Consider the following 21,369-nt stretch of genomic DNA (forward strand, 5'->3'; position numbering starts at 1 on the left):
CGAAATGAAAATTGAAGATATCAAAATATTTGTGACAAACCCTGGTCGCAACTTTGTCACAGTAAAAGTGATCACGGATGAGGGCGTTTACGGCTTGGGTGATGCAACTGTCAATGGAAGAGAGTTAGCGGTCGCTACGTATTTGGAAGAGCACGTAAAGCCATGTTTAATTGGTCGTGATGCCCATGGCATTGAAGACATTTGGCAATACTTATACATGGGTGTGTACTGGCGTCGAGGTCCAATTACGATGGCTGCTATTGCCGCCATTGATATGGCTCTGTGGGATATTAAAGGGAAGGTGGCAGGTCTGCCAGTTTACCAGCTTCTCGGAGGGAAATGTCGTGATGGTGTTGGCTTGTATGCCCATGCTAATGGTGAAACGATTGAAGACACGCTAGACAAAGCCGAGCAGTGTATAGAACAAGGATTTAAGGCGGTTCGTCTTCAATCTGCGATTCCTGGCTTGTCGGAAACGTACGGGGTACTAGGTGATAAAAAAGATTACTTCGAACTGCAGGGTAATCGACCATTGCCGCCAGAGCAGCAGTGGTCAACAAGTAAGTACTTTCAGCTAGTTCCTGAACTGTTTGCTCAAGCAAAAGAACGTTTTGGTAATAGAGCTGAATTTCTTCATGACACTCACAGTCGACTTACGCCGATTGAATCTGCCAGACTGGGAAAAATGCTTGAACCCTATAATCTGCTGTTCCTTGAAGATGCGTCTATTGCTGAAAATCAAGAGAATTATAAGCTTATTCGTCATCACACTACGACGCCTTTGGCATTAGGGGAGACGTATAACACGATCTGGGACTGTAAAGATCTTATCCAAAATCAGTGGATAGATTATGTACGTACCGCAGCGACGCATGCTGGTGGTATCACGGGGATGAAGAAGATAGCCGATTTCGCTGCAGTTTATAACGTGCGTACTGCGCCACATGGTGCTCCTGATTTATCGCCTATCTGTTTTGTCGCGCATATGCACTTGAATATCTCTACACACAACTTTGGCATCCAAGAATTTGTTGGATTTGGCAATGAAGAGTGTCAATCAATTTTCAAGCACGATATGAAATTAGAGAACGGCATGATCCTTGTGAGTGATGCGCCAGGACTGGGTATTGAATTTGATGAAAATGAAGCGGAAAAATACACCTATAAACGCTCCTATTTACCTGTTAGCCGTTTAGAGGACGGTACGCTTTGGCATTGGTAACGCATCCTGTGAAGTAAAGCCGTCGCCAGTTAAGAGTCAAATAAGATTGGCAAATAGCGACATAGTGAAACAATCGTAAAAATTTGGAACTCGACATGAAAAAAACAGTATTAGTATTTGGAACCGGATTTGCTGGCCAAGGTCATGCTAAAGCATTTAGAGATGCGGGCGCAGAAGTGGTAGGCATCGTTGGAAGAACGGAACATGTGGTCACTGAAGTGGCTGAAAAAATGGCGATACCATACTCAGGAACCAATTGGGGATTGGCGCTTGAGATATGTAAGCCTGATATTGTCTCTATTGCAACCCCGGGAGGGGCGCACGTTGAGGCAATTAAAGAGGCGATAGCGTTTGGTTGCCATGTATTCTGTGATAAACCACTGACCGAGAGCGGTGAAACAGCATTAGAAATCTATCAGTTGGCGGAAGAAAAAGGAGTGAAGACCGCCTTTGCGTCAAGCTTCCGGTATATGCCTGAAATTATGCATGCGAAGAAACTGGTGGCTGAAGGGTTGATAGGTGAACCAACTGAAGTGGAATGCATTTCTCATTTCAATCTAGATCGTCATATACCGTTTGGTTGGTCTCATCGTTCGGAAGCGGGCGGTGGGCGGTTAAATAATAACTTTACTCACTTGTTATCCATTGTCACCTCTGTTGTTGGGGAGAATATTCTCTCTATTAATGGTGAAGTCCGTAATGACATGCCTAAAGCACCCGTTGTCGATGGAGTGCATAATTTTATGGAACGCCGAAATTTTATTCCAAATGACATCGATGACCCGAATTTAGAGTGGCGAGATTGTGATGTTGAGTGGTCTTACACGGTGCTGGCCCAAATCGAAAGCCGAATTCCAGCCGCTCAACCAGTTTCTGTCTTATTCAAACATGGCGGGTTAACCCCCCGTTTTAGTGATGACCATATCGTTTTCCATGGCACCAAAGGGTCGATTTATATCAAAGGACACTACGGTAGTGGTCCACTTTATTTGTGGAGCAATGGGGAGTGGAACGAAGTGTCATTGCCTAGTGAGATCAATGAACAGCTACCAAACATTGAATGTGAAACGCAGCGAAGCTGGACTCATTTGGCTACGGAGTTTGTAAAAGACATAAGTGGTGTAAAAGTAGAACCTTATCAGACGTTTGAGGCAGGCTGCAGGTATCAATTAATCATTGATTTGATTAGGAAAAATGATCGTTGGGTAGATGTGACTGATTTGCTTTAGTGCCAAATATATAGATTGATGTGAGGTGTATGGAGACCAGTCGTCTTTTTACTCAGTGCGGGGGTGGTGTTCTTTATAGGTAGAGTGGCGTGGAAAAGTCCCGATAACGCTCTATTAGAAAGATTAAAGCTGTGACCGCCTAGTTTCCGCATGGTGAATGATGATGTGGCCTCCCATAATTTGGGAGGCCACATTGTTATGATCTTACCAAGGATTTAGCCGTTAAATTTCAGCGGCTTAAGATTAGCGACTTAAGATGAGCTTCTAAACCTGAGCGACCATTTTCTGCAGCAGACCAATCATGGTTTTTTGCTCATCAGGATTGAGGCTGGAAAGGATCTGTTGATTCACTTCAACTGGCAAGTGAATCACTTCATTTTTCAGTGCTCGACCTTCAGCCGTGAGAAAGATCCGAAACGAACGGCGGCTTTCTGGATCGGCTTGTCGTTCAACCAAACCGAGTGTTTCAAGCTTGTCGAGTGTTCGTGTTGTTGTCGAACTTTCTACTTTTGAGGTTTGAGCGATTTCTCGCTGTGTCATCCCTTCCTTTTCCCATAAACACATCAAGGTTGGCCACAACGCTAGTGTTAGCCCTTTTTCTTTTAAGCGTTTATCAAATTCCTTTGACGCGTGATTGGCCACGACATTTAATAGCCAGCCAAAGCTCGCTTGGCGCTCGAATTTATGTTCCATGTTTACACCATTGAAATTGCAACTATTGCCATAGTAACTAATGATGACGCGATTAGCACGACTAATGCGCGACGACTACTGACGATGTTAGGTTGTGAGATTAAGTGATTAGCTGCGAACTGTTGGTAGCCAGAAAGCATCGCCCACAGTAAGGGTTTAGCACGAAGCTTGTAAATTAAGACGGCGCCCACGTGCACGACAATGAGAAGTGGCAGCAGATCCACTAGCAGTAAATGTATCTGTTCTGCGCCGGCATAAACGATGTCAGGTAGTTCTATTCCTACAGTGACTAACCCATCAAACATACCTGCGAGAATCATGCCCGTGACGCATTGTATTAACAGGCTAGCGAGCAGGGTGAATACCATCCAGCTCCCCAGTGGGTTATGACCAAGTTGCGGATAGCGTCCCGTTTTTAGATAAGCCCACACTTTACGTGGCGAGGCCATAAACTGACGAAATAGACTGGTTTCGCTTCCTACTATTCCCCAACTAATTCGCCAAGTGATTAGAGTAAACAGTACCAGCCCTAATTGTAGGTGAGGACCGTTTCCAGAGAAGCCAGTGACCAGTAACCCGATGAACACTATCGCTTGGGTCCAGTGGTAGAGGCGTGTCGCTAAATCCCATACTTTGATTTTCTTCATTTTTTTATCTCATTCGTAAAAACTTCAATTAATTTACACAACAATAGTTGCACATGCAACTGTTGTTGTGTAAATTAATGTTCAAGCGATGAGGAAAACTCACATGATGAACAGGAGAATGAAGATGACGATAAAGAAATTAGGTTTGAAATCCGTTCAGGCGACACGCGTTGCACCATTTAGCCAATGGCTAATGGCGGCAGTTTTAGTCGCCAGCAGCGTGACAGTAACGGGTGCCATGGCATCAGAAAATACCATTGAACAAAGACAGGCTGCGTTTTCAGACATTGAGTCAAACACTAAAGCCGCAGCGAAAATGATAGATGGCGATAAGACGGACTGGGCGGCATTGCTGGTAATGAGTGAACAGCTTGTGGCAAGCGGTGATGTGGTCTCTAACGCGTTTGTGGCCGGAAGCGATGAAGGGGGCAAAGCAAAGTCTGATGTTTGGGAAAAACCGGAAAAATTCGAGCGTTTGATGTTGGAAATGAATGATGGGTATCAAAGCTTGTTGGCTGCTGCTCAACATCAAGATGCAAAAAAAGCGCAACAAGCCATTAAATCGGCAGAGTCGACGTGTCGTAGCTGCCACCGCTCTTACCGTGCTCGTTGGTAAGCGTTTAACCCTTATTAAAACAATAATCTATAGAGAGTAAAGTTATGAAATTATTTAAAAAAATCATCGTAAGCATCGCGACTATTGCCTTGTTCCCAAGCATCGCTACGGCGCAAGATTTTGGTGTCGAACTAAAATGGAATACACAGGACATTTACCAAGTGTTGGAAACGATGCCTAAACAAAAGCAAGCGTTTGAGGCGTTTGTGGATAGTGGGCGAGTGAAAGATATGTTTGTGACCGACAGTAAAATAGGTGAAGAAAATACGCCCTTATTACGTTTTGTCATGGAAGGTGACAGCGAGGCGGACATCCGAGCTGAACTTGCGCAACTACCGCTTTATCAAGCGAATCTGGTTAAAATTGGTCGTGTGCAAGCCATGGGTAATAAGTGGTTAGATACTACGCCACAAGATAATCACTATGGTCTAACGCTGACATGGAAGTCTGGGATTGAACCGATGGAAATAGACCGTGTGCTGGGTGTTGATCTACAACGCGTCATTGCGCTCAATCAAGTCGGTACTGTGTCTTCGTCTTACATCAATACTCAGACGCTAGAAGGCAATGTGGTCCGCCCTGTGTATTTGGTTTCTGTGTTAGCAAAAGATGCCGAGCAAGCGCTAGAAATGAGCAAACAATTTGAAGCGATTCGCCTTGGTTATGCCAGTGTCGACGTTGAACATTTGGGGCGAAAATTGGATATGACAAAGCTGTAAACATTAAGGCTTATAAGTGAACGCTTAAAACATAAAAAAAGCCGAGGCTATTCTGAAAACTAGAATACCCACGGCTTTAATCATACTAGGACGCTATTCTGGTTTTAATGACAGTACGCTATCGATGTCTTCGGCGCTGTGGCGCTCTGGTACTTGCTCCCACTCTTCACCCCAAGAGCGATTTAAGATTCGACCGCGTTGCACGCCTTGTCGAGCTTCGAGCATTTTCGCCCAGCGCATGACATGGGTATAACTTTCAACTTGTAAAAACTCGGCGGCGTCATACAAGTTACCAAGCACAACGTTGCCATACCATGGCCAAATAGCCATGTCAGCTATCGAGTATTCTTCACCAGCCACGTAGGTATTGGCGGCGAGTTGCTTGTCTAATACGTCCAACTGACGCTTTGCCTCCATCGCAAAGCGATTGATTGGGTATTCAAGCTTTTCGTCGGCATACGCATAGAAATGCCCGAATCCTCCCCCTAAGAACGGCGCAGAACCTTGTGCCCAGAATAGCCAATTAAACGTCTGTGTTCGCGCCGCGCCTTCTTTAGGTAGAAAGTGGCCAAATTTTTCGGCAAGGTGGACCAGGATCGAAGCCGATTCAAATACATTAACGTTCTCTTGACCAGAGCGATCAACCAATGCTGGGATCTTTGAATTTGGGTTTACACCAACAAAGCCCGAGGAAAACTGGTCACCCTCGCCAATATTAATAAGGTAAGCGTCGTACTCTGCTTCTTTGATACCAAGAGCGAGCAATTCTTCGAGAAGAATTGTGACTTTTTGTCCATTAGGAGTCCCGAGTGAATACAGCTGTAAAGCGTGGGTACCAACCGGTAGTGCTTTGTCGTGGGTTGCTCCAGATACAGGGCGATTGATGCTGGCCCATTTATTGCCACCTTTTGTGTCGTGAACCCAGATTTTCGGCGGTGTATATTGATTTTCCATATTAACTCCTAAGATAAAAGATCAAGGGCTAAGTTAAACGAACAAGGACTACGCTTAACGCGAAGGCTCAAGTTGAAATGTGAAGGTGTAAACGAACACCCGAGACGTGCGTTACTCGCTAAGACATGAGCGCTGATTAATTCTAGTTCAGTATGTCGAAGCGCATTGGCATAAGGGCGTTATTGTCAACAATCACACCCATAAATTAACCGGGAAGGCTGCGCTATGGGTGTGACAATAGGTTAGTGCATTCTTGCTAACTTATTGTTATTTATTCAACATCACGACGAGAGTCTTGTCTAATCTTTCGCATAGTTCTGTGGGAACAGCGCACGTTTAGTTACGTCATCTTGGGCTGTTTTAAATTCGATGTCTTTGCCAACATCGCGTGCCACTTGTACGGCAGGACGTTGGTTAATGGCATCAAACCAACGCTTCAAATTAGGGTAAGGGTTAAGAGCGTCTTCCCCTAGTACGACCGCCGCTTTGTCAACCCAACCCCACGCCGCGATATCGGCAATGCTGTAGGTTTGCCCAACGAGGTAGTTTCTGCCATTTAAGTGCGCATCGAGTACCTCGTAGTGACGTTGTGCTTCACGCAAGTATCGATTGATCGCATAAGGGATCTTTTCTGGCGATGCATGTCGAAAGTGAACAGATTGACCTGAGAATGGACCCAGTCCAGATGCGATGAACATTAACCAAGAAAGCATCTCACCACGATTTTCGGGTTCCCCTGCCAGAAGTCCCGTTTTTTCGGAAAGGTAGAGCAAAATCGCATTGGAATCAAACACTCTGACGCCATCATCTTCTATCGCAGGGGCTTTACCGTTTGGGTTTATCGCGCGATATTCCGGGCTGTGTTGCTCACCTTTGTAGGTATCCACGGGAACGAGTTCATAAGGTAGACCTGTCTCTGCAAGATACAGTGCTACTTTCATTGGGTTTGGTGTCTTGTGGAAGTAAAACTTTAGCATGTCATTTTCCTTTGAATTAAGTCTATTCGGGACGAATCACTAGACCTTTCCTTCTCGTGATGAACCACACTATAGAACTATTTGAACGGTCGTTCAATAATTTATTGAACAGTTGTTCAAATTGAGTTTTGTTTCTATGTTTCTATGTTTTGATATTTTGATGTACGAAAGCCGAGACGGTGAGTTAGGTATATTGACCAACATGAATATTTACTAGAAACCGAGTTCAGAGGTTTAACCCAAGGGTTAGCGCGACAAGTTTTCAATATGCTCCCAACGGTTTTCAGTTAATCGGTATTGTTTGAGGGTGTCGAGGACGCGCACGAGGACCGGTCCAGATGAATGGCTTCGCGATACCAGACAGCCTACAGCCGTTAACCAACCATTAAATTCATGTGCGACAGGTAGTGAAACAATGGTGTTTTGCTCTAATGGTGTCTTGATCAGCTGCTCAGGAACGAGCGCCCAGCCAATGCCTTGGCGAACAAGGTCAATGAGGGTTTGGTGATTGTTCGCGTACCAAAGCTTGGAGCTAATTCCGTAACTAAACCAAAGTTCTTTTTGTTTCGCGCTGCGATGGACGCATTGGCGATAAAGCTTTAAGTCATCGTGCTCCACAAGAGGCAACGCAGCTAAAGGGTGCGTCGGTGAGGAAATGGTCAAAAACCTTGCCTGCCCCATAATAAAAAAGTCCATATCGACTTTAAGTTCACCATCGGCAAATACAATACCCGCGTGCGCTTTACCTGTACGAACTAAATCTTCAATATCGAAGCTAGAGGCGGTGATGATTTCAAAATGGGTAATGGGAAACTGGTCCGCTAATGGAGTCAGCATGCTTAAAAAATCATTACTCACTATGCTTTCATCTATCGCGATGACAAGCTCATGTTCGTACGCATTCGTGAGCGCCGTCGCCTTTTGATCGAAGTAAACCTGTTGCTGCAATATAGATCGCGCAATGGGCAATAACGCTTCACCACTTTTGGTTAGGGTAGGGGTGTTCTTATCTCGGTTAAATAACTCTTGGTTGACGGCTATTTCAAGGTTAGCTATCGCTTGGCTAACCCCTGACTGCGCGCGTTTTAACTTACGTGCTGCCGCGGAAAAAGACCCACTTTCGCATACTGTGACGAAGACTCTTAATTGCTCAAAGCTATACATGGGCATTCCTCTGTGACGACGTTTACAAAGTTAATAATAAAACAAGCTATCACTAAGTGTGATAGTTGTTAACTTTATTTGTGCATTCACCCTGACATAATCCCAGCTTCATTTTTGAGTAAGTAGCTTGGAGTAAATTATGGGAACACTAGAGCGTGTTTTTCATTCGGTGTTGTTTGAAACATTGGCCGTCACATCGTCCATCCTTGGGTTGGCGTTGTTTACCGACCATGATATCGCCGCACTATCAGGAACAATGATAGTTATTGCCACCATGGCGATGATTTGGAACTATTTGTTTAATTTGGGGTTTGATAGAGCGGTACCGGGCGAGAAAACCAAGCGCTCACTGTCACTACGCGTGATTCATGTGTTGTTGTTTGAGGCGGGGTTGCTGTTTTTCACCATTCCAGTCATGGCTTTTATTCTAGAGGTGAGTTTGTGGCAAGCTTTCTTAATGGACTTAGGGGTGACGATTTTTATAACGATTTATGCGTTTCTCTTTAATCTTATTTATGATCACGTTAGAGCCTATGTACTGCAGCGAAGAGTCGTAAATGGTGTCAAAGCGGTTTCGTAGCAAAGCGAAGGTTTACGCTTTGGTGATTCGGTGACTAGGTCGATATGTCACGAGTCTTATTTGTAATAGGTTTTAGCTATTGAATAAGTAGATTTAATCTGTTTTATTCGCAATAAAGTGTTGGGTATAGTGGAGACAATTGAACACAATAGGACAACATCATGGCGAAAACACTTAGGTTTGCATCAATACACTTCACTATCGCGTTTAGCGTGGCGTATGTTTTTACCGGTGAGATAATTCTGAGTAGCATGATCGCCATGCTGGAACCTGCGGTGAACACAGTTGCGTTTTATTTCCATGAAAAGCTGTGGGAGAAATCGCAATGGTTGAAGTCGTTAAGCCGAAATGTTCGTATTAAAACAGCATCATTTGCGGTGGTTCATTATAGCGTCGCGTTTTCCGTTGTATTTGCACTTACCGGGAGTATTGTTGCAGGTGGGGCGGTGGCATTACTAGAGCCTGCGATTAATACGTTTGCGTACTTCTTACATGAAAAATCGTGGAATAAACGAGTTGGCAACCAGAACAAGCTTATGCCATGTTCAACGGATTGTGTGGCGGCGTAATCGAGAGTCAGCGCCCTGAAGTAGCCATCAACGAACAACGCCAGAGAGGAATCTCTGGCGTTTTCTCATCGATAATCTAACGGTTCACACCGAGATCGAAATAGGGACTAAGAACTAACAGGGCTAGATTCAGAAATAGCTTCTGGTACTTCCGAATCTAAAGCATCAGTTCCTGGAGCGGCGTTTACTGCGGGAGTAACGGCTGCTGGTGTGACTGGAGCAATGTTCTCTACTTGGAGAGACTCAGGCTCAGGCTGAGTTACACCAGTATTTAGCTGGGCTACCTTCTGAGCTTCAAGTGAGTTGACTTTACTTTGCAGCGCTTGTTTTTCTGCCATGAGCTGATTTGATTGAGCGGCTGTCGCCTCGATATCTTGCTTGACTTGCTTGAGCTCCATTGTCAGTGATAGCCATTTCTCATCATCGCTTTTTTGAGTATCCAGCATTGAGCTTTCAATGTATTTAGCATGTTCAATGAGCGTTTTATTTCGGTGGTCACCTGTGGCTGAGGCAACTGCAATGGCGTGGAGTTGAGCTTCTAAGTTCAGAATATAGCGCTCATATTGCTTTTCAGGTAGGGATTTTAGCTCTCGAACTTGCTGAACGATTTTTTCTGTACGTTGCAACGCAAATGACACGGTATCGGCGCGAACTTGTATTTCGTCATGATTACGAGGCGATGACTGAATAAAGGCTTCTGCTTTAGAAAGCGTCGCTTCAGAACGTGCCATAACCAATGGAGCATCAACAGAATAACGTTGTTTTTTATGTTGGCTAAATTGTTGCTTAGCCTCGCCTAAATAGTGTTTAGTTACAGACTTAGCTTCTAATTGGTGTTGTTTAGTCTCCAATGCAATTAGTCTTTCATTGTCAATAGTTTCATTATTGGCGATATAATCTATAGTGCGCTTAAATTGTTGCTCAACACGTTTAAATTCAGTTGGAAATAGGGTTTGTGCATTGACTTTCTCTAAATAGGTGTTGTTTTCAAATGATACTGACATCACAGATAATACCCGCTGTTTTGTTGCAATAGCACTGCGGTATGCCAGTTCAAATGCATCTAATGATGCGGTCATTTCCTGACCATAATTTTGGCTGGAAAAGAGATCTGAATCATTGATTTTGCTCGGTTCATGCTCAAACTCAGAATAAGCACTGCGCGCTTCTTTTAGAGCTTTAGTCATGGATGAATAGGCTTGTGTGGCATACCATTTAAGTTGCTCGTCACTGTGCCGTGATGTGGCATCATCAAGCTTTACTTTTAGTGTGTCATACAGGTCAAGCTGAATATTGGTAGATGTTGCTTGTTTTGATTCATCTGATGAAGTTGACGCGCAGCCAAATAATGAAGTTGCCAATATAAGGCAGGCTAGCGTTCTGACAGGTTGTTGCATTTTCTATCCTTAGAATTGTTTTTATGTAATATGCCCAGGCAATAAAATACACTAAGCACCAGGATTATATAGAAATGCATATGATTTATAAATGTATTTTATTGACACTTAGCTGACATAGCCATTCAATTACTCAATGCAAGGAGGTTATTTGAATCATTTATTAATCAGAGTGACACATCTTGGATGTTGGTATGTATTTTGTGAATGCATTGGGGTTGGTGGGGAGGATATAGGAACAATGTGTGTATAAATTCTGACTAGATGAACAATGGGAGTAAAAAGCTAGCCGTCAACACGGTTAGCTTTTGTATGTTAGCTTAGGCACAACACGACGAGTTTTGTGATCAAAATTCATAATGTTGTTGGCGGTTGAAGACGATTACATTCGCCGCTTTATTCGCGTTTATCTCTACAGCACGCTTTTCTAAGGTCGCTCACCTGCGCCCAAACGTTTTTCGATATCACTGATCACACTAGGAAGGTCATTAATTGTATCGATTAGGTAGTGTGGCGATGCTTTACCAAGCTTTTCACGTGCTCTCTCGCGAGCAGCATTCAATGTGGCTTCATCGGCGGCTTGGTATTGTTCTAAGGTTAAACCTGCTTCATTACCCGATAATAACAGCCCGACGGTCCACATTCCGGCGTTGTGACCCTCTTCAATGCCTGGAGCTGCATCGTCAACCTTTACGCAAGCGCCAACACAGGTGACATTCAGCTCAATCATATTTTTTAGTGCCATAAATGGAGCAGGGCGACCACCTTGAGGAAGGTCATCCGTTGCCACAATGCAGTCAGGCTCGTAGCCATAGTCTTGCGCGGCAGGAATCAAGACATCCATCACTTCTCTAGGGTAACCGGAGCAAGAGCCTATTTTGATTCCTTGTTGTTTTAGCCCGTTCACCACATCAATCGCATTGAGGATAGGTTCGGCGTGATCGGCTACTTTTGCTTTTTGTAGCGGCATAAACGTCGCGTAAATTTGGTCAATATCGCTGTCAGTCATGGTGCGACCGAACTGCTTTTCCCATCGCTGTGCAACGGCTGGCAAGTGACCGACCGCTTTAATGTGATCCCACTTACCAATACCCATTGGCTCACGTGCTTCGGCAAGTGTAATGTCGAAATCGTAGCCTTGTCTAAAGGCTTCAACAAAAATGCTGGTGGGTGCGAATGAACCAAAATCAACGATGGTGCCGGCCCAGTCAAAAACGATGGCTTGAACAGGCGACTTAGTGAAGGCGCTTGGTGTTGCTGAATAGAGATTAGACATAATTAAAATCCTTGCATACTTTTGCGATCGCGTGCTCGAAAATATCGAGAGCTTGTGTGAGTTGTTCACGGGTAATAATGAGCGGTGGGCTCAACTGTATAACGTTACCTTGCGAGACCTTAAAGCTCAGTCCCTGGTTGAGGCATTGATACAACACGGATTCAGCCTCGTCATAGGCGCGTTGTTTGGAGACAGGATTGGTCACCAGCTCAACGCCCCATAACAACCCTATTCCGCGTACGTCACCGATCACAGGGTAGGTTGCCTTCATTTGCATTAAGCGAGCTTTAACAAACTCACCATCCGCGCGTGTTTTCTCTAGTAATTGCTCGTGTTCGATAGCTTCCATCGTCGCCAATGCTGCCGCACATCCAACGGGGCTTTTTTCGTGGGTGTAGTGACCCAGTGATATCTCAGAGGCGGTGTTGTATTTTTCTTTGGTCACCATGGCAGCAATAGGGACTAATCCTCCCCCAAGTCCCTTACCTATACATAAGATGTCGGGTTCAATATCAAAGGCTTGATAAGTAAACCATTCGCCACTGCGACCCATGCCGTTAGGGATATCATCGATGATTAATAAGACGTTATGCTTATCGCAAATCTCTCGAATACGTTGCCAATAGGCTTTGCTTGGTACCTGTACATCAGTATTGCGCACGCCCTCAGCAATGAACGCACCGATGCCCCCTTCTTTTTCGATTACATACTCTAAGTAATCCGCGTAATGCACATCACTGCCGTCTTGAGAGGGCAGTGCACCACGGTAAGAGACCGCGGGTGGAATACGCTCAACTCCAGCCATTAATGGCCCCATGCCTTCACGAAAACAGGCTTCTCCGCCAACGGAAATGGCATCAAGGGAAGCACCATGAAATGAGTCCCAAAGTGACACGACTTTGTGACTGCCTGTGATGTAACGAGCCAACTTCAGTGCCATGCCGACAACGGAGGTTCCGCCCGGTGCAAAGAGCACTCGGTTTAGGTCGCCGCCACAGATGTCGGTGAGCTTTTCCGCGCATTTGACCGCCGTCTCATTGGTAAAGCGACGGGGAGAAAATGGCAGTGACTGCATTTGCTCAGTGACGCGCTTAATGATGTGAGGGTGACCATAACCAAGTTGATGGACGTTGTTACCATGAAAATCCATGTATCTTTTGCCACGGGTATCTTGAAGGTAGATCCCTTCTGCCGCTTGCAGTGAATCAAGGCAAGGCGTTGACATGGATTGATGTAAGAACACGTCAGCATCGCGTTTGAGTAGCGCTTGGGTCGCTTTATCTTGAATACCAGCTGTCCATTCTTGGCGAGCAGGAGTGTTGTTCACATCGCCCTCACTGCGTAATTGAGTTGCCTGATCTGACATTATTTGATCTCCCAATACATTGAGCTCTTCACCGCAGTGATCAGACGTGAGATATCCGCTGGATGTACATCGCCAATGTTACCGATGCGGAAACAGTCAGCATTGGAGACTTTCCCTGGGTAAATCACAAAGCCTTGTGCTTTAAGTCGGTTGTAGAACGCTTTGAACCGATAGTCACTGTGCTTTGGTGAGTAGAAAGAGGTGATGATTGGTGAGTGCAGCTCCTCATGGAGTAATGGCGCAAAGCCTAACGATCGCATGCCTTCCACTAAGGTTTTTTGGTTAGTTTGATAACGCTGATGACGAGCGGCAATACCGCCTTCGTCCTGTAGCTCTTGCAGTGCTTGGTAAAATGCACGTACGGTATGAGTAGGTGAAGTAAAGCGCCACTTTCCGTGGTTGTTCTCCATACATTGCCATTGGTCATAGAGATCTAATGTCAGGGAGCGAGCTTGCCCTTGGCACTTGTCCAATGAGGTTTTTTTGGCAATGACAAAGCCAAATCCTGGTACACCTTGAATGCATTTGTTGGCCGAGCTGATCATAAAGTCGATGCCTAAGTCACCGATATCCATAGGAATGCCACCAAAGCTGGACATCGCATCTAGGATCACGGTTTTGTCATGTTGCTTTGCTAGTTTGATGACCGCTTCAATCGGGTTGAGCATGCCAGTGGTGGTTTCACAATGCACAATGGCAATATGAGTAATATCTGTATCATTTTCTAGTGCGTTCTGCACCGCATCTAAGCTTGGCTGTTGGGTTTCACCCAGCGAGATGACGCAAGTCGGAATCGAGAGATAGTCTGCAATTTGCGCAATGCGAGCACCGTAAGCGCCGTTATCGATGACCAAAAGTTTGTCATTCTTGCCAAGTGCGCTGCCGATGGTCGCTTCAACAGAGGCCGTGCCGCTGCCTTGCATGAGCACACTGGTATAGCCGGGTTGACGAGTCGCCAATTGTGTTAGCGATGAGCGAATGACCTCAACGACGTCTTTGTTGTAGTCGTCATCCCATGTGCACCAATCTTTAAGCATCGCTTGTCGAACGGTTTCAGAGGTAGAAAGTGGGCCGGGCGTTAGCAGTAAGTATTCGTTTTTCATTATCACTTCTCATATTGGACTATACCAAGTTGTTGTGGCTACTCTAGCAATCCTTTTTATTGTTCGTAAAGGGGGAGCAAATAGATTTAATAAAAGCTTCACAGTTCGAAATGTTGCGAAAATCGTTGTCATCGAATTGGTCATAAATCGTCGTCAAACTGCCATTTTATGTTCATTTAATCGTCATAAATGAGAATTACCGTGTAAATAGAAACTGGTACATACCAATTTGGGTGTGACCGTCAATGATGACTTTAAAGGTGACGTGCAGATAAACAGCGAGTCGCCACAAAAAATGAAACTGGAGATGGAAATGAAAAACCGTTTGATGAAAGGGACACTGGCAACGTTGGTTTCTTTGTGGGCAACGAATGCTTTGGCTGCCACGGAAGTGACGGTGTATACCGCTTTTGAAACGGATATTCTTGCGAAATACAAGAATGCGTTTGAAAATGAAAACCCAGATATAAAAATCAACTGGGTGCGAGATTCGACGGGAATCATGACGGCTAAATTGTTGGCAGAAAAAAATAATGCTCGCGCAGAGGTTGTGTGGGGGCTTGCTGGTTCTTCTATGGCACTGTTGAAAGAGGAAGGCATTCTTAAGCCATATACACCGAAAGGCATCGAAAATTTAAATGCTAACTTAAACGATCCGCAATCAAGCCAAGCCTGGTTTGGTAATGACGCGTTTTTTAATGCGGTGTGCTTTAATGAAATTGTCGCCAAACAGCTGGATTTACCGAAACCGCAGTCATGGGAAGACTTAACAAACCCAGTTTACAAAGGTCATATCGCGATGCCAAACCCTGCTTCATCAGGGACGGGCTATATGCAAGTGTCTGCTTGGTTACAAAATATGGGTGATGACCAAGCTTGGAATTACATGCAAAAGCTAGACGATAACATAGCGCATTATACGCATTCAGGCTCGAAGCCTTGTGTTCAAGCCGGTATGGGTGAAGTCGCAATTGGTATTTCTATGGCAAGCCGTGGAGCGAAGTTGAAAACGCAAGGCGCACCGTTGGATGTGATTGTGCCAGCTGGTATTGGTTGGGAATCTGAAGCCGTAGGTCTTGTTAAAGAATCTGATGCGGCCAAACGTGTGGTTGATTGGTCTGTATCCAAAGCGGCGAATGAGCTGTATATCGAAATGTACCCGGTAGTGGGTCATAAAGAGGTCAAAGCAACCGCCAGTAACTTCCCGAATGTTCAAGAAGCGATGGCAGATATGGACTTCGGCAAGATGGGGACCGACCGTGCCGATGTACTAAAAACGTGGTCGCAAAAATTTGATGCAAAATCGGAACCAAAATCGTAATCAAGTAATCGTAATTTCGATGACGAATACGGAGTCGAAGCTATCGTAACGGAAGGAAGGCATACGCCTTCCTTTTTTATTGACCATTCTATCTTCATCAACCATAAAACTGAAACCAAGCTGATATAAAACTGTCATTGCAATGAAATATAGCCAATTTAACATTGGTATATACCATTTGGAGAGTGAATGATGACAGTATCCAACCCCTATTTAGATATTAAAAATGTGGTAAAGAAATTTGGCCAGTTTACGGCATTGAAAGAGATCTCATTGTCGATTGAACGCGGCGAGTTTGTGTGTTTTCTTGGCCCATCTGGTTGCGGAAAAACCACATTGTTACGTGCCATTGCGGGTCTGGATCTTCCTACCTCTGGACGTATTTGCCAAGACGACAAAGAAACCACTTTTTTACCGCCGGAGAAACGCGATTTCGGCATCGTCTTTCAGTCTTACGCACTATTTCCTAACCTCACTGTACAAGAAAATATTGCCGTGGGTTTAAAAAATCAGGGCTTATCCAATAAAGAAGCCTTGGAAAAAGTTGAGCATTGGCTAGAGATGATCGGCCTGCCTACTTCTGGTAACAAGTTTCCTAACCAATTGTCTGGTGGTCAGCAACAACGAGTTGCTCTTGCTCGAGCTCTAGCCTTATCTCCAGGCTTATTACTTCTTGATGAGCCGCTATCAGCGCTTGATGCGAAAGTACGTACTCACCTTCGTGATGAGATTTGCCAAATGCAACGTCGTTTAGGTATCACTACGATTATGGTTACACATGACCAAGAAGAAGCCTTATCGATGGCTGATCGTATTGTTGTTATGAACCATGGGGTGATTGAACAAGTTGGAACTCCGCAAGAAATTTATGAAGCGCCGGCTACTCGCTTTGTTGCCGATTTTGTTGGCAGCATGAACTTTGTTGAGGCGTCGGTTGCATCAAGTCAATCATTGAGAGTCGCTGAGTCTATGCTAGAGCTTCCAACGTTGGAAAACATGGCGTTAAAACAAGGTGATATTTTTGACTTAGCCGTTCGCCCAGAGAATATTCAATTTGTCAAGCGAGCGAGCAACGCGATCCCGGTGCGTATCCTTTCAAAAGAATTTCAAGGCGCGTATTACCGAGTTGAAGCCGCGATGCAAAACGCGCCTATGGCGGCACCACTGCATATTGATGTTCCAGTGAAAGAAGCGAAACATTTAAACCTGCGCCGTAACGACATTTGTTATATCGAGTTTGGTGAAGTGGGTTTACGAGGCTACCTACGGGAGAGTCATGTATTCAAGGTCGCGTCTGACACGACGATGGATACTCACGCATCCACCCAAGCGGCTTAGGAGTTGACAATGTACGCTAATACAACGCTATCATTCGGTGATACGCTTAAAAGTCGAGTGGTACTACTGCGTGCCAAAATGAGTCAAGACAACTGGATTCTATTGAGTTTGTTGTTGTTTATTTTTGTGTCAATGACGCTATTTATCATCATGCCATTGTGGGCGATGATGAAGAAAAGCGTACAAAATAGTGACGGCGAGTTTGTTGGGATGGATAACTTCTCAACCTATTTTGCGACAGATAGTCTTTGGGTATCGCTAACCAATACCTTTACGGTCGGTCTTATTGTCACCTTGGTTGTTGGCGCCCTTGCTTTTGGTTACGCGTATGCATTGACTCGAACCTGTATGCCCTTTAAAGGTGTGTTTCGGTTTATGGGCTCTGCGCCGATACTCGCTCCATCACTACTCCCGGCCATCAGCTTGATCTATTTATTTGGTAATCAAGGTGTTGCTAAAGAGTTTCTCCAAGGTCACTCTATCTATGGAGTCATCGGTATTTCTTTGGGGTTGATTTTTTGGACGTTTCCTCACGCACTCATGATATTAACGACGTCCTTGCGTACGTCAGATGCACGTTTATATGAAGCGGCGAGAGCGTTGAAAACGTCTCCAATCAAAACCTTTTTTATGGTGACGTTACCCGCCGCTAAATACGGGTTGATCAGCACGTTGATCGTGGTGTTTACGTTAGTGGTGTGTGACTTCGGTGTACCAAAAGTCATTGGTGGCAGCTACAACGTATTGGCCACGGATATTTTCAAGCAAGTCGTGGGTCAACAGAACTTCTCAATGGGTGCGGTCACCAGTATCTTGTTGTTATTACCAGCTATTTTAGCCTTCGCTGTGGACCGCTGGGTGCAAAAGAAGCAAAAAAGCATGCTTGATTCGCGTTCCGTCCCTTATCAACCAGAACCTAATAAACTTCGTGACAACATTAGTTTGGTTTATTGCTTGGTGATTTCCTTTGCTGTCATTGCCGTGCTTGGTATGGCGGTATATGGGTCATTGGTCACGTTCTGGCCATGGAATAAAACGTTGACGTTGAATAACTACAATTTTGCAGAGATGAGTACGTACGGATGGACGCCTTATTTTAACTCATTGAAGCTTGGATTGTGGACCGCGATTGTGGGTTCTGTCGTGATTTTCTTAGGTGCTTATGGCATTGAAAAAGGACGAGCATTTGGCCCACTGCGACAGTGGATGCAAATGATGAGCGTGATTCCAATGGCTGTGCCCGGTTTGGTACTTGGTTTAGGCTACATTTTTTACTTCAATGATGCCAATAACCCGCTGGGCGTACTGTACGGCACTATGGCCTTTTTAGTGATTAATACGGTCGTACATTATTATACTGTTGGACATATGACGGCATTAACTGCGCTGAAGCAGTTACCAAGTGAAATTGAAGCGACGGCAGCGTCGGTCAAATTGCCTCAATATAAGCTGTTTTTTAAGGTAACGTTACCTTGTTGTATGCCTGCGGTATTAGATATAGCGATATATTTATTTATCAATGCTTTAACAACGACATCGGCAGTAGTATTCTTATATTCAACCCAAACAATTCCGGCGTCTGTTTCGGTATTGAACATGGATGATGCTGGGCAGACTGGCTCTGCGGCAGCAATGGCAGTGATGATTATGATCTCTGCGGCTGCAGCAAAACTGCTGCATATGGTTGTGGGTAAGCTGCTTGATGGGAAAACTCAAGCGTGGCGAAATCGATAAAATTAGTGGTGCTTTGGCACACCGCAGCGACACGTCGTTGATAGAAATTAAGGATACTACGTGCAATACGTAAAGATTAAAGATGCGCTGGTGGAGCAGATAGAGTCCGGTATGTTGATGCCAAGACAAAAGTTGCCTGCCGAGCGTAAATTAGCGGAGTCGTTTGATACAACGCGAGTCACATTGCGAGAAGCATTGTCGCTGTTAGAAGCGGAAGGTCGTATTTTTAGAGAAGATCGTCGAGGTTGGTTTATTTCACCAGAACCGCTGAAGTACGATCCCACTGAAACCCTAAACTTTACCAATATGGCGTTGAGCCAGAACCGTCAGCCACACACTACGCTGGTAGCAGCAAAAGCGATGATGGCGACGAAAAAAGCCGCAGAGTTACTTAATCTGCCGCCATTTTCGGATATTTTCCGCGTTGATCGCGTCCGGTATTTGGAAGATAGACCTGTTGTGTTTGTGACGAACTACATTCGTACTGAGCAGTTTCCTAACTTGCTTAGCCATGATTTGTCTTTATCCTTGACCGATATTTATCGAGAGCAATATGGCGTGGCGTACAGCAAGGTTAAGTATCGAGTGAGCACCACCTCTCTATTGGGCGAAATGGCGCAGGCTCTGCGTGCAACGTCCGGCACGCCGGCAATGATGGTAGAGCGAATTAATTACAATCAACATGGCGAACTTATTGACTGTGATATCGAATATTGGCGCCATGATGCGATCAGTATTGAGTCTATTGCTCAGTTGCAGTCAAACCATAGTTAGAAGCATGCCATTGAGCGTGGTTTAACCGCCACGCTCGCGCCTTTCTATCCCATCTAACACCGATTAAAGGAACTCACATTGACGTTCTACGCCGTGCTATTAGTGGTGTTCTCAGCTTTGCTTCATGCGGGCTGGAACGTATTAGGCAAGTCCAATAATGGGTCGGGTTACTCCTTTACCTTAGGTGCTTCACTTGCGCCTTTCTTTCTATTATCGCCTTATCTAATTTGGTGCTTATCTGTTATCGGATTCGATAATTTAACCCTGTCGTTTTGGCGCTTATTACTATTTAGTGCTGTGGGGCAGGTGGTTTATTTAGTCGGTTTGCTCAGAGCCTATAATCTAGGGGATATTGGCGTGATATATCCCATCGCTCGTGCTCTTCCTGTGCTTATGGTCGGGGTGAGTACCGTGGTGATTGGACAAGCACTTACGTTTAATGCATGGCTAGGGTTTATTATATTGACCTTGGGTTGTTTGTTGGTACCTATGCGGCACTTTAACGATTTTAGCTGGCGCTCATACGTTAATCTTGGTGTCTTTTGGGCGTTTATCGCCGCGGTTGGCACCACGATTTACTCGGTTGTTGATAAACAAGCACTGAGCTGGCTGCAACTTGAAACTGACGGTTTATCGTCTCATCAGATTGCGATATTTTTTCTGGGCATGCAGTTTGCCGCCATTGCTCTCGTCCTCATTAGCTGGCTGTTACTTACAGGTAAGCGTCATGAGTTAGTTTTAACGTGGCAGTGTCGTTACCGCTCAGCGACCGCAGGCATTATGATGGCGTTGACGTACGGTATGGTGTTATTTGCCATGACCATGGTTGATAACGTCAGCTATGTGGTGGCATTGAGGCAAGTGAGCATCATATTTGGTGTGTTAATGGGGATTTGGTTTTTAAAAGAGAAGTGGTTTTATACTCGTGGTATTGGTGTGAGCTTGGTATTGGTAGGGTTGCTAATTGCGCTAGTATAAGCTCTGGTTGTTAACCTGTGCGATTTTTAAAAAGGCGCTTGCTGTGGTAAGTGCCTTTTTACTGTGTGGTAAGTGAACAGAGCACCAATACCTGATATTACGCTGGGATTAAAGCATAATTTGAACCACTTCTACGCCCTAATATACTGATTTTTAACAATACAATCGGCATAACGTTGCGCCGCAATATGCTTGAACTTTATCGGCTTATCCAATGAGCCAAACAAAGAAATGCCGCCCCCGAGTAAGATTGGGATTGTCGTAATAAGCATCTCATCAATCAGGTCTGCCTGTAAGAAGTTTTGAATGGTGACTCCACCATCAATATATAGGTCATGATAACCTTTGGAATTTAAGTCTTTGACGATATCACGTAAGTCACCGTTGACTAAAAACACTTTGTCTTCATAGCCCTTAGGGACGTCTTTCATCGTATTACTGAGTACAAAAACGGGCTTAGAGTAAGGCCATTCACAGTCAAAACTGAGCACCGTATCCAAAGTGTTACGCCCCATAATTAGCGCATCAATACGCCCCATGAAGTCAGCAAACCCAAAATCAGAGCCCTCGGGATTTGGAACCTCGTGTAGCCAATCCAAATTGTTATTTTTATCCGCAATAAAACCGTCTAAGCTGGTCGCGATATAAACGATGTTAGCCATGATCGTAGACTCCGTAGTTTGAAATATGCTAGGTTATACCTATAATTCTA

General features: G+C 44.9%; 21 protein-coding genes and 1 pseudogene. 11 read left to right on the forward strand and 11 right to left on the reverse strand.

The annotated features are described in order from the left end of the window. The first annotated feature begins 4 nt into the window (after positions 1 to 4). Both manD and M9196_RS19335 read left to right on the forward strand, forming a co-directional pair. Positions 5 to 1,222 (forward strand): D-mannonate dehydratase ManD, encoded by a 1,218-nt coding sequence (gene manD / locus M9196_RS19330; protein WP_250619149.1) that lies wholly within the window; start codon positions 5 to 7, stop codon positions 1,220 to 1,222. A 95-nt stretch (positions 1,223 to 1,317) separates the two neighbouring features. Further along, the gene (locus tag M9196_RS19335) at positions 1,318 to 2,451 is read left to right on the forward strand and encodes a Gfo/Idh/MocA family protein (RefSeq protein WP_250619150.1); all 1,134 of its coding nucleotides are present in this window, start codon (positions 1,318 to 1,320) and stop codon (positions 2,449 to 2,451) included. A gap of 264 nt (positions 2,452 to 2,715) precedes the next feature. On the opposite strand, the gene M9196_RS19340 is transcribed toward M9196_RS19335, so the two are convergent. After that, positions 2,716 to 3,144, reverse strand: a complete 429-nt coding sequence (locus M9196_RS19340) for a MarR family winged helix-turn-helix transcriptional regulator (RefSeq protein ID WP_250619151.1) — start codon at positions 3,142 to 3,144, stop codon at positions 2,716 to 2,718. A gap of 2 nt (positions 3,145 to 3,146) precedes the next feature. Then, positions 3,147 to 3,782, reverse strand: a complete 636-nt coding sequence (locus tag M9196_RS19345) for a cytochrome b/b6 domain-containing protein (RefSeq protein ID WP_250619185.1) — start codon at positions 3,780 to 3,782, stop codon at positions 3,147 to 3,149. Positions 3,783 to 3,915: 133 nt separating this feature from the next. Here M9196_RS19345 and M9196_RS19350 point away from each other — a divergent pair, with 133 nt between their 5' ends. Beyond that, complete coding sequence (locus M9196_RS19350) at positions 3,916 to 4,407, forward strand: c-type cytochrome (protein ID WP_250619152.1); 492 nt, start codon at positions 3,916 to 3,918, stop codon at positions 4,405 to 4,407. 44 nt (positions 4,408 to 4,451) lie between these two features. Further along, positions 4,452 to 5,126, forward strand: coding sequence for a hypothetical protein (locus M9196_RS19355; RefSeq protein WP_250619153.1), 675 nt, complete (start codon positions 4,452 to 4,454; stop codon positions 5,124 to 5,126). Positions 5,127 to 5,219: 93 nt separating this feature from the next. Here M9196_RS19355 and yghU read toward each other — a convergent pair whose 3' ends face one another. From yghU to M9196_RS19370, 3 genes are all read right to left on the reverse strand, one after another. Continuing rightward, a complete protein-coding gene (gene yghU, locus M9196_RS19360) occupies positions 5,220 to 6,080 on the reverse strand; it encodes a glutathione-dependent disulfide-bond oxidoreductase (RefSeq protein WP_250619154.1) in 861 nt (286 codons plus the stop codon). 299 nt (positions 6,081 to 6,379) lie between these two features. Next, positions 6,380 to 7,057, reverse strand: a complete 678-nt coding sequence (locus tag M9196_RS19365; RefSeq protein WP_250619155.1) for a glutathione S-transferase family protein — start codon at positions 7,055 to 7,057, stop codon at positions 6,380 to 6,382. Positions 7,058 to 7,303: 246 nt separating this feature from the next. Next, positions 7,304 to 8,221, reverse strand: coding sequence for a LysR family transcriptional regulator (locus tag M9196_RS19370; RefSeq protein ID WP_250619156.1), 918 nt, complete (start codon positions 8,219 to 8,221; stop codon positions 7,304 to 7,306). Between the two features lie 139 nt (positions 8,222 to 8,360). Between M9196_RS19370 and M9196_RS19375 the strand changes: the two genes are divergently transcribed. Next, positions 8,361 to 8,801 (forward strand): PACE efflux transporter, encoded by a 441-nt coding sequence (locus tag M9196_RS19375; protein ID WP_250619157.1) that lies wholly within the window; start codon positions 8,361 to 8,363, stop codon positions 8,799 to 8,801. Between the two features lie 161 nt (positions 8,802 to 8,962). After that, complete coding sequence (locus M9196_RS19380; RefSeq protein ID WP_250619158.1) at positions 8,963 to 9,370, forward strand: DUF2061 domain-containing protein; 408 nt, start codon at positions 8,963 to 8,965, stop codon at positions 9,368 to 9,370. 107 nt (positions 9,371 to 9,477) lie between these two features. On the opposite strand, the gene M9196_RS19385 is transcribed toward M9196_RS19380, so the two are convergent. From M9196_RS19385 to phnW, 4 genes are all read right to left on the reverse strand, one after another. Next, the gene (locus tag M9196_RS19385; RefSeq protein ID WP_250619159.1) at positions 9,478 to 10,767 is read right to left on the reverse strand and encodes a synaptonemal complex protein 1; all 1,290 of its coding nucleotides are present in this window, start codon (positions 10,765 to 10,767) and stop codon (positions 9,478 to 9,480) included. A 427-nt stretch (positions 10,768 to 11,194) separates the two neighbouring features. Beyond that, positions 11,195 to 12,043, reverse strand: a complete 849-nt coding sequence (phnX, locus tag M9196_RS19390; protein WP_250619160.1) for a phosphonoacetaldehyde hydrolase — start codon at positions 12,041 to 12,043, stop codon at positions 11,195 to 11,197. Further along, a complete protein-coding gene (locus M9196_RS19395; protein WP_250619161.1) occupies positions 12,036 to 13,409 on the reverse strand; it encodes an aspartate aminotransferase family protein in 1,374 nt (457 codons plus the stop codon). Before M9196_RS19395 ends, phnX begins: the two co-directional genes overlap by 8 nt. Beyond that, complete coding sequence (phnW, locus tag M9196_RS19400) at positions 13,409 to 14,512, reverse strand: 2-aminoethylphosphonate--pyruvate transaminase (RefSeq protein ID WP_250619162.1); 1,104 nt, start codon at positions 14,510 to 14,512, stop codon at positions 13,409 to 13,411. Before phnW ends, M9196_RS19395 begins: the two co-directional genes overlap by 1 nt. 313 nt (positions 14,513 to 14,825) lie before the next feature. Here phnW and M9196_RS19405 point away from each other — a divergent pair, with 313 nt between their 5' ends. Next, entirely contained in the window at positions 14,826 to 15,833 is a 1,008-nt protein-coding gene (locus tag M9196_RS19405) for a putative 2-aminoethylphosphonate ABC transporter substrate-binding protein (RefSeq protein ID WP_250619163.1), read from the forward strand. Here M9196_RS19405 and M9196_RS19410 read toward each other — a convergent pair whose 3' ends face one another. Next, entirely contained in the window at positions 15,834 to 15,998 is a 165-nt protein-coding gene (locus tag M9196_RS19410; protein WP_250619164.1) for a hypothetical protein, read from the reverse strand. Between the two features lie 27 nt (positions 15,999 to 16,025). Here M9196_RS19410 and M9196_RS19415 point away from each other — a divergent pair, with 27 nt between their 5' ends. The 4 genes and pseudogenes from M9196_RS19415 to M9196_RS19430 all read left to right on the forward strand — a co-directional run bounded on the left by M9196_RS19415 (position 16,026) and on the right by M9196_RS19430 (position 20,657). Next, positions 16,026 to 17,171, forward strand: coding sequence for a putative 2-aminoethylphosphonate ABC transporter ATP-binding protein (locus tag M9196_RS19415; protein ID WP_250619186.1), 1,146 nt, complete (start codon positions 16,026 to 16,028; stop codon positions 17,169 to 17,171). Between the two features lie 81 nt (positions 17,172 to 17,252). Then, positions 17,253 to 18,905, forward strand: a pseudogene (locus M9196_RS19420) (putative 2-aminoethylphosphonate ABC transporter permease subunit); the annotation flags it as partial. Positions 18,906 to 18,965: 60 nt separating this feature from the next. Next, a complete protein-coding gene (phnR, locus tag M9196_RS19425) occupies positions 18,966 to 19,679 on the forward strand; it encodes a phosphonate utilization transcriptional regulator PhnR (protein WP_250619165.1) in 714 nt (237 codons plus the stop codon). Between the two features lie 78 nt (positions 19,680 to 19,757). Beyond that, the gene (locus tag M9196_RS19430; RefSeq protein WP_250619166.1) at positions 19,758 to 20,657 is read left to right on the forward strand and encodes an EamA family transporter; all 900 of its coding nucleotides are present in this window, start codon (positions 19,758 to 19,760) and stop codon (positions 20,655 to 20,657) included. Positions 20,658 to 20,788: 131 nt separating this feature from the next. On the opposite strand, the gene M9196_RS19435 is transcribed toward M9196_RS19430, so the two are convergent. Continuing rightward, entirely contained in the window at positions 20,789 to 21,319 is a 531-nt protein-coding gene (locus M9196_RS19435; protein WP_250619167.1) for a dihydrofolate reductase family protein, read from the reverse strand. Positions 21,320 to 21,369 lie beyond the last annotated feature (50 nt).

Source organism: Vibrio methylphosphonaticus (assembly GCF_023634655.1).
GTDB classification, from domain to species: Bacteria; Pseudomonadota; Gammaproteobacteria; order Enterobacterales; family Vibrionaceae; genus Vibrio; species Vibrio methylphosphonaticus.

What these genes read in the sequence shown, in the direction of transcription:
- M9196_RS19365 (WP_250619155.1), bottom strand. Translation starts at nt 7,057, where the DNA reads ATGCTAAAGTTTTACTTCCACAAGACACCAAACCCAATGAAAGTAGCA.
- M9196_RS19340 (WP_250619151.1), bottom strand. Translation starts at nt 3,144, where the DNA reads ATGGAACATAAATTCGAGCGCCAAGCGAGCTTTGGCTGGCTATTAAAT.
- M9196_RS19410 (WP_250619164.1), bottom strand. Translation starts at nt 15,998, where the DNA reads ATGTTAAATTGGCTATATTTCATTGCAATGACAGTTTTATATCAGCTT.
- yghU (WP_250619154.1), bottom strand. Translation starts at nt 6,080, where the DNA reads ATGGAAAATCAATATACACCGCCGAAAATCTGGGTTCACGACACAAAA.
- phnW (WP_250619162.1), bottom strand. Translation starts at nt 14,512, where the DNA reads ATGAAAAACGAATACTTACTGCTAACGCCCGGCCCACTTTCTACCTCT.
- M9196_RS19370 (WP_250619156.1), bottom strand. Translation starts at nt 8,221, where the DNA reads ATGTATAGCTTTGAGCAATTAAGAGTCTTCGTCACAGTATGCGAAAGT.
- M9196_RS19375 (WP_250619157.1), top strand. Translation starts at nt 8,361, where the DNA reads ATGGGAACACTAGAGCGTGTTTTTCATTCGGTGTTGTTTGAAACATTG.
- M9196_RS19435 (WP_250619167.1), bottom strand. Translation starts at nt 21,319, where the DNA reads ATGGCTAACATCGTTTATATCGCGACCAGCTTAGACGGTTTTATTGCG.
- M9196_RS19415 (WP_250619186.1), top strand. Translation starts at nt 16,026, where the DNA reads ATGACAGTATCCAACCCCTATTTAGATATTAAAAATGTGGTAAAGAAA.
- M9196_RS19355 (WP_250619153.1), top strand. Translation starts at nt 4,452, where the DNA reads ATGAAATTATTTAAAAAAATCATCGTAAGCATCGCGACTATTGCCTTG.
- M9196_RS19405 (WP_250619163.1), top strand. Translation starts at nt 14,826, where the DNA reads ATGAAAAACCGTTTGATGAAAGGGACACTGGCAACGTTGGTTTCTTTG.
- manD (WP_250619149.1), top strand. Translation starts at nt 5, where the DNA reads ATGAAAATTGAAGATATCAAAATATTTGTGACAAACCCTGGTCGCAAC.
- M9196_RS19350 (WP_250619152.1), top strand. Translation starts at nt 3,916, where the DNA reads ATGACGATAAAGAAATTAGGTTTGAAATCCGTTCAGGCGACACGCGTT.
- M9196_RS19395 (WP_250619161.1), bottom strand. Translation starts at nt 13,409, where the DNA reads ATGTCAGATCAGGCAACTCAATTACGCAGTGAGGGCGATGTGAACAAC.
- M9196_RS19380 (WP_250619158.1), top strand. Translation starts at nt 8,963, where the DNA reads ATGGCGAAAACACTTAGGTTTGCATCAATACACTTCACTATCGCGTTT.
- phnX (WP_250619160.1), bottom strand. Translation starts at nt 12,043, where the DNA reads ATGTCTAATCTCTATTCAGCAACACCAAGCGCCTTCACTAAGTCGCCT.
- M9196_RS19335 (WP_250619150.1), top strand. Translation starts at nt 1,318, where the DNA reads ATGAAAAAAACAGTATTAGTATTTGGAACCGGATTTGCTGGCCAAGGT.
- M9196_RS19385 (WP_250619159.1), bottom strand. Translation starts at nt 10,767, where the DNA reads ATGCAACAACCTGTCAGAACGCTAGCCTGCCTTATATTGGCAACTTCA.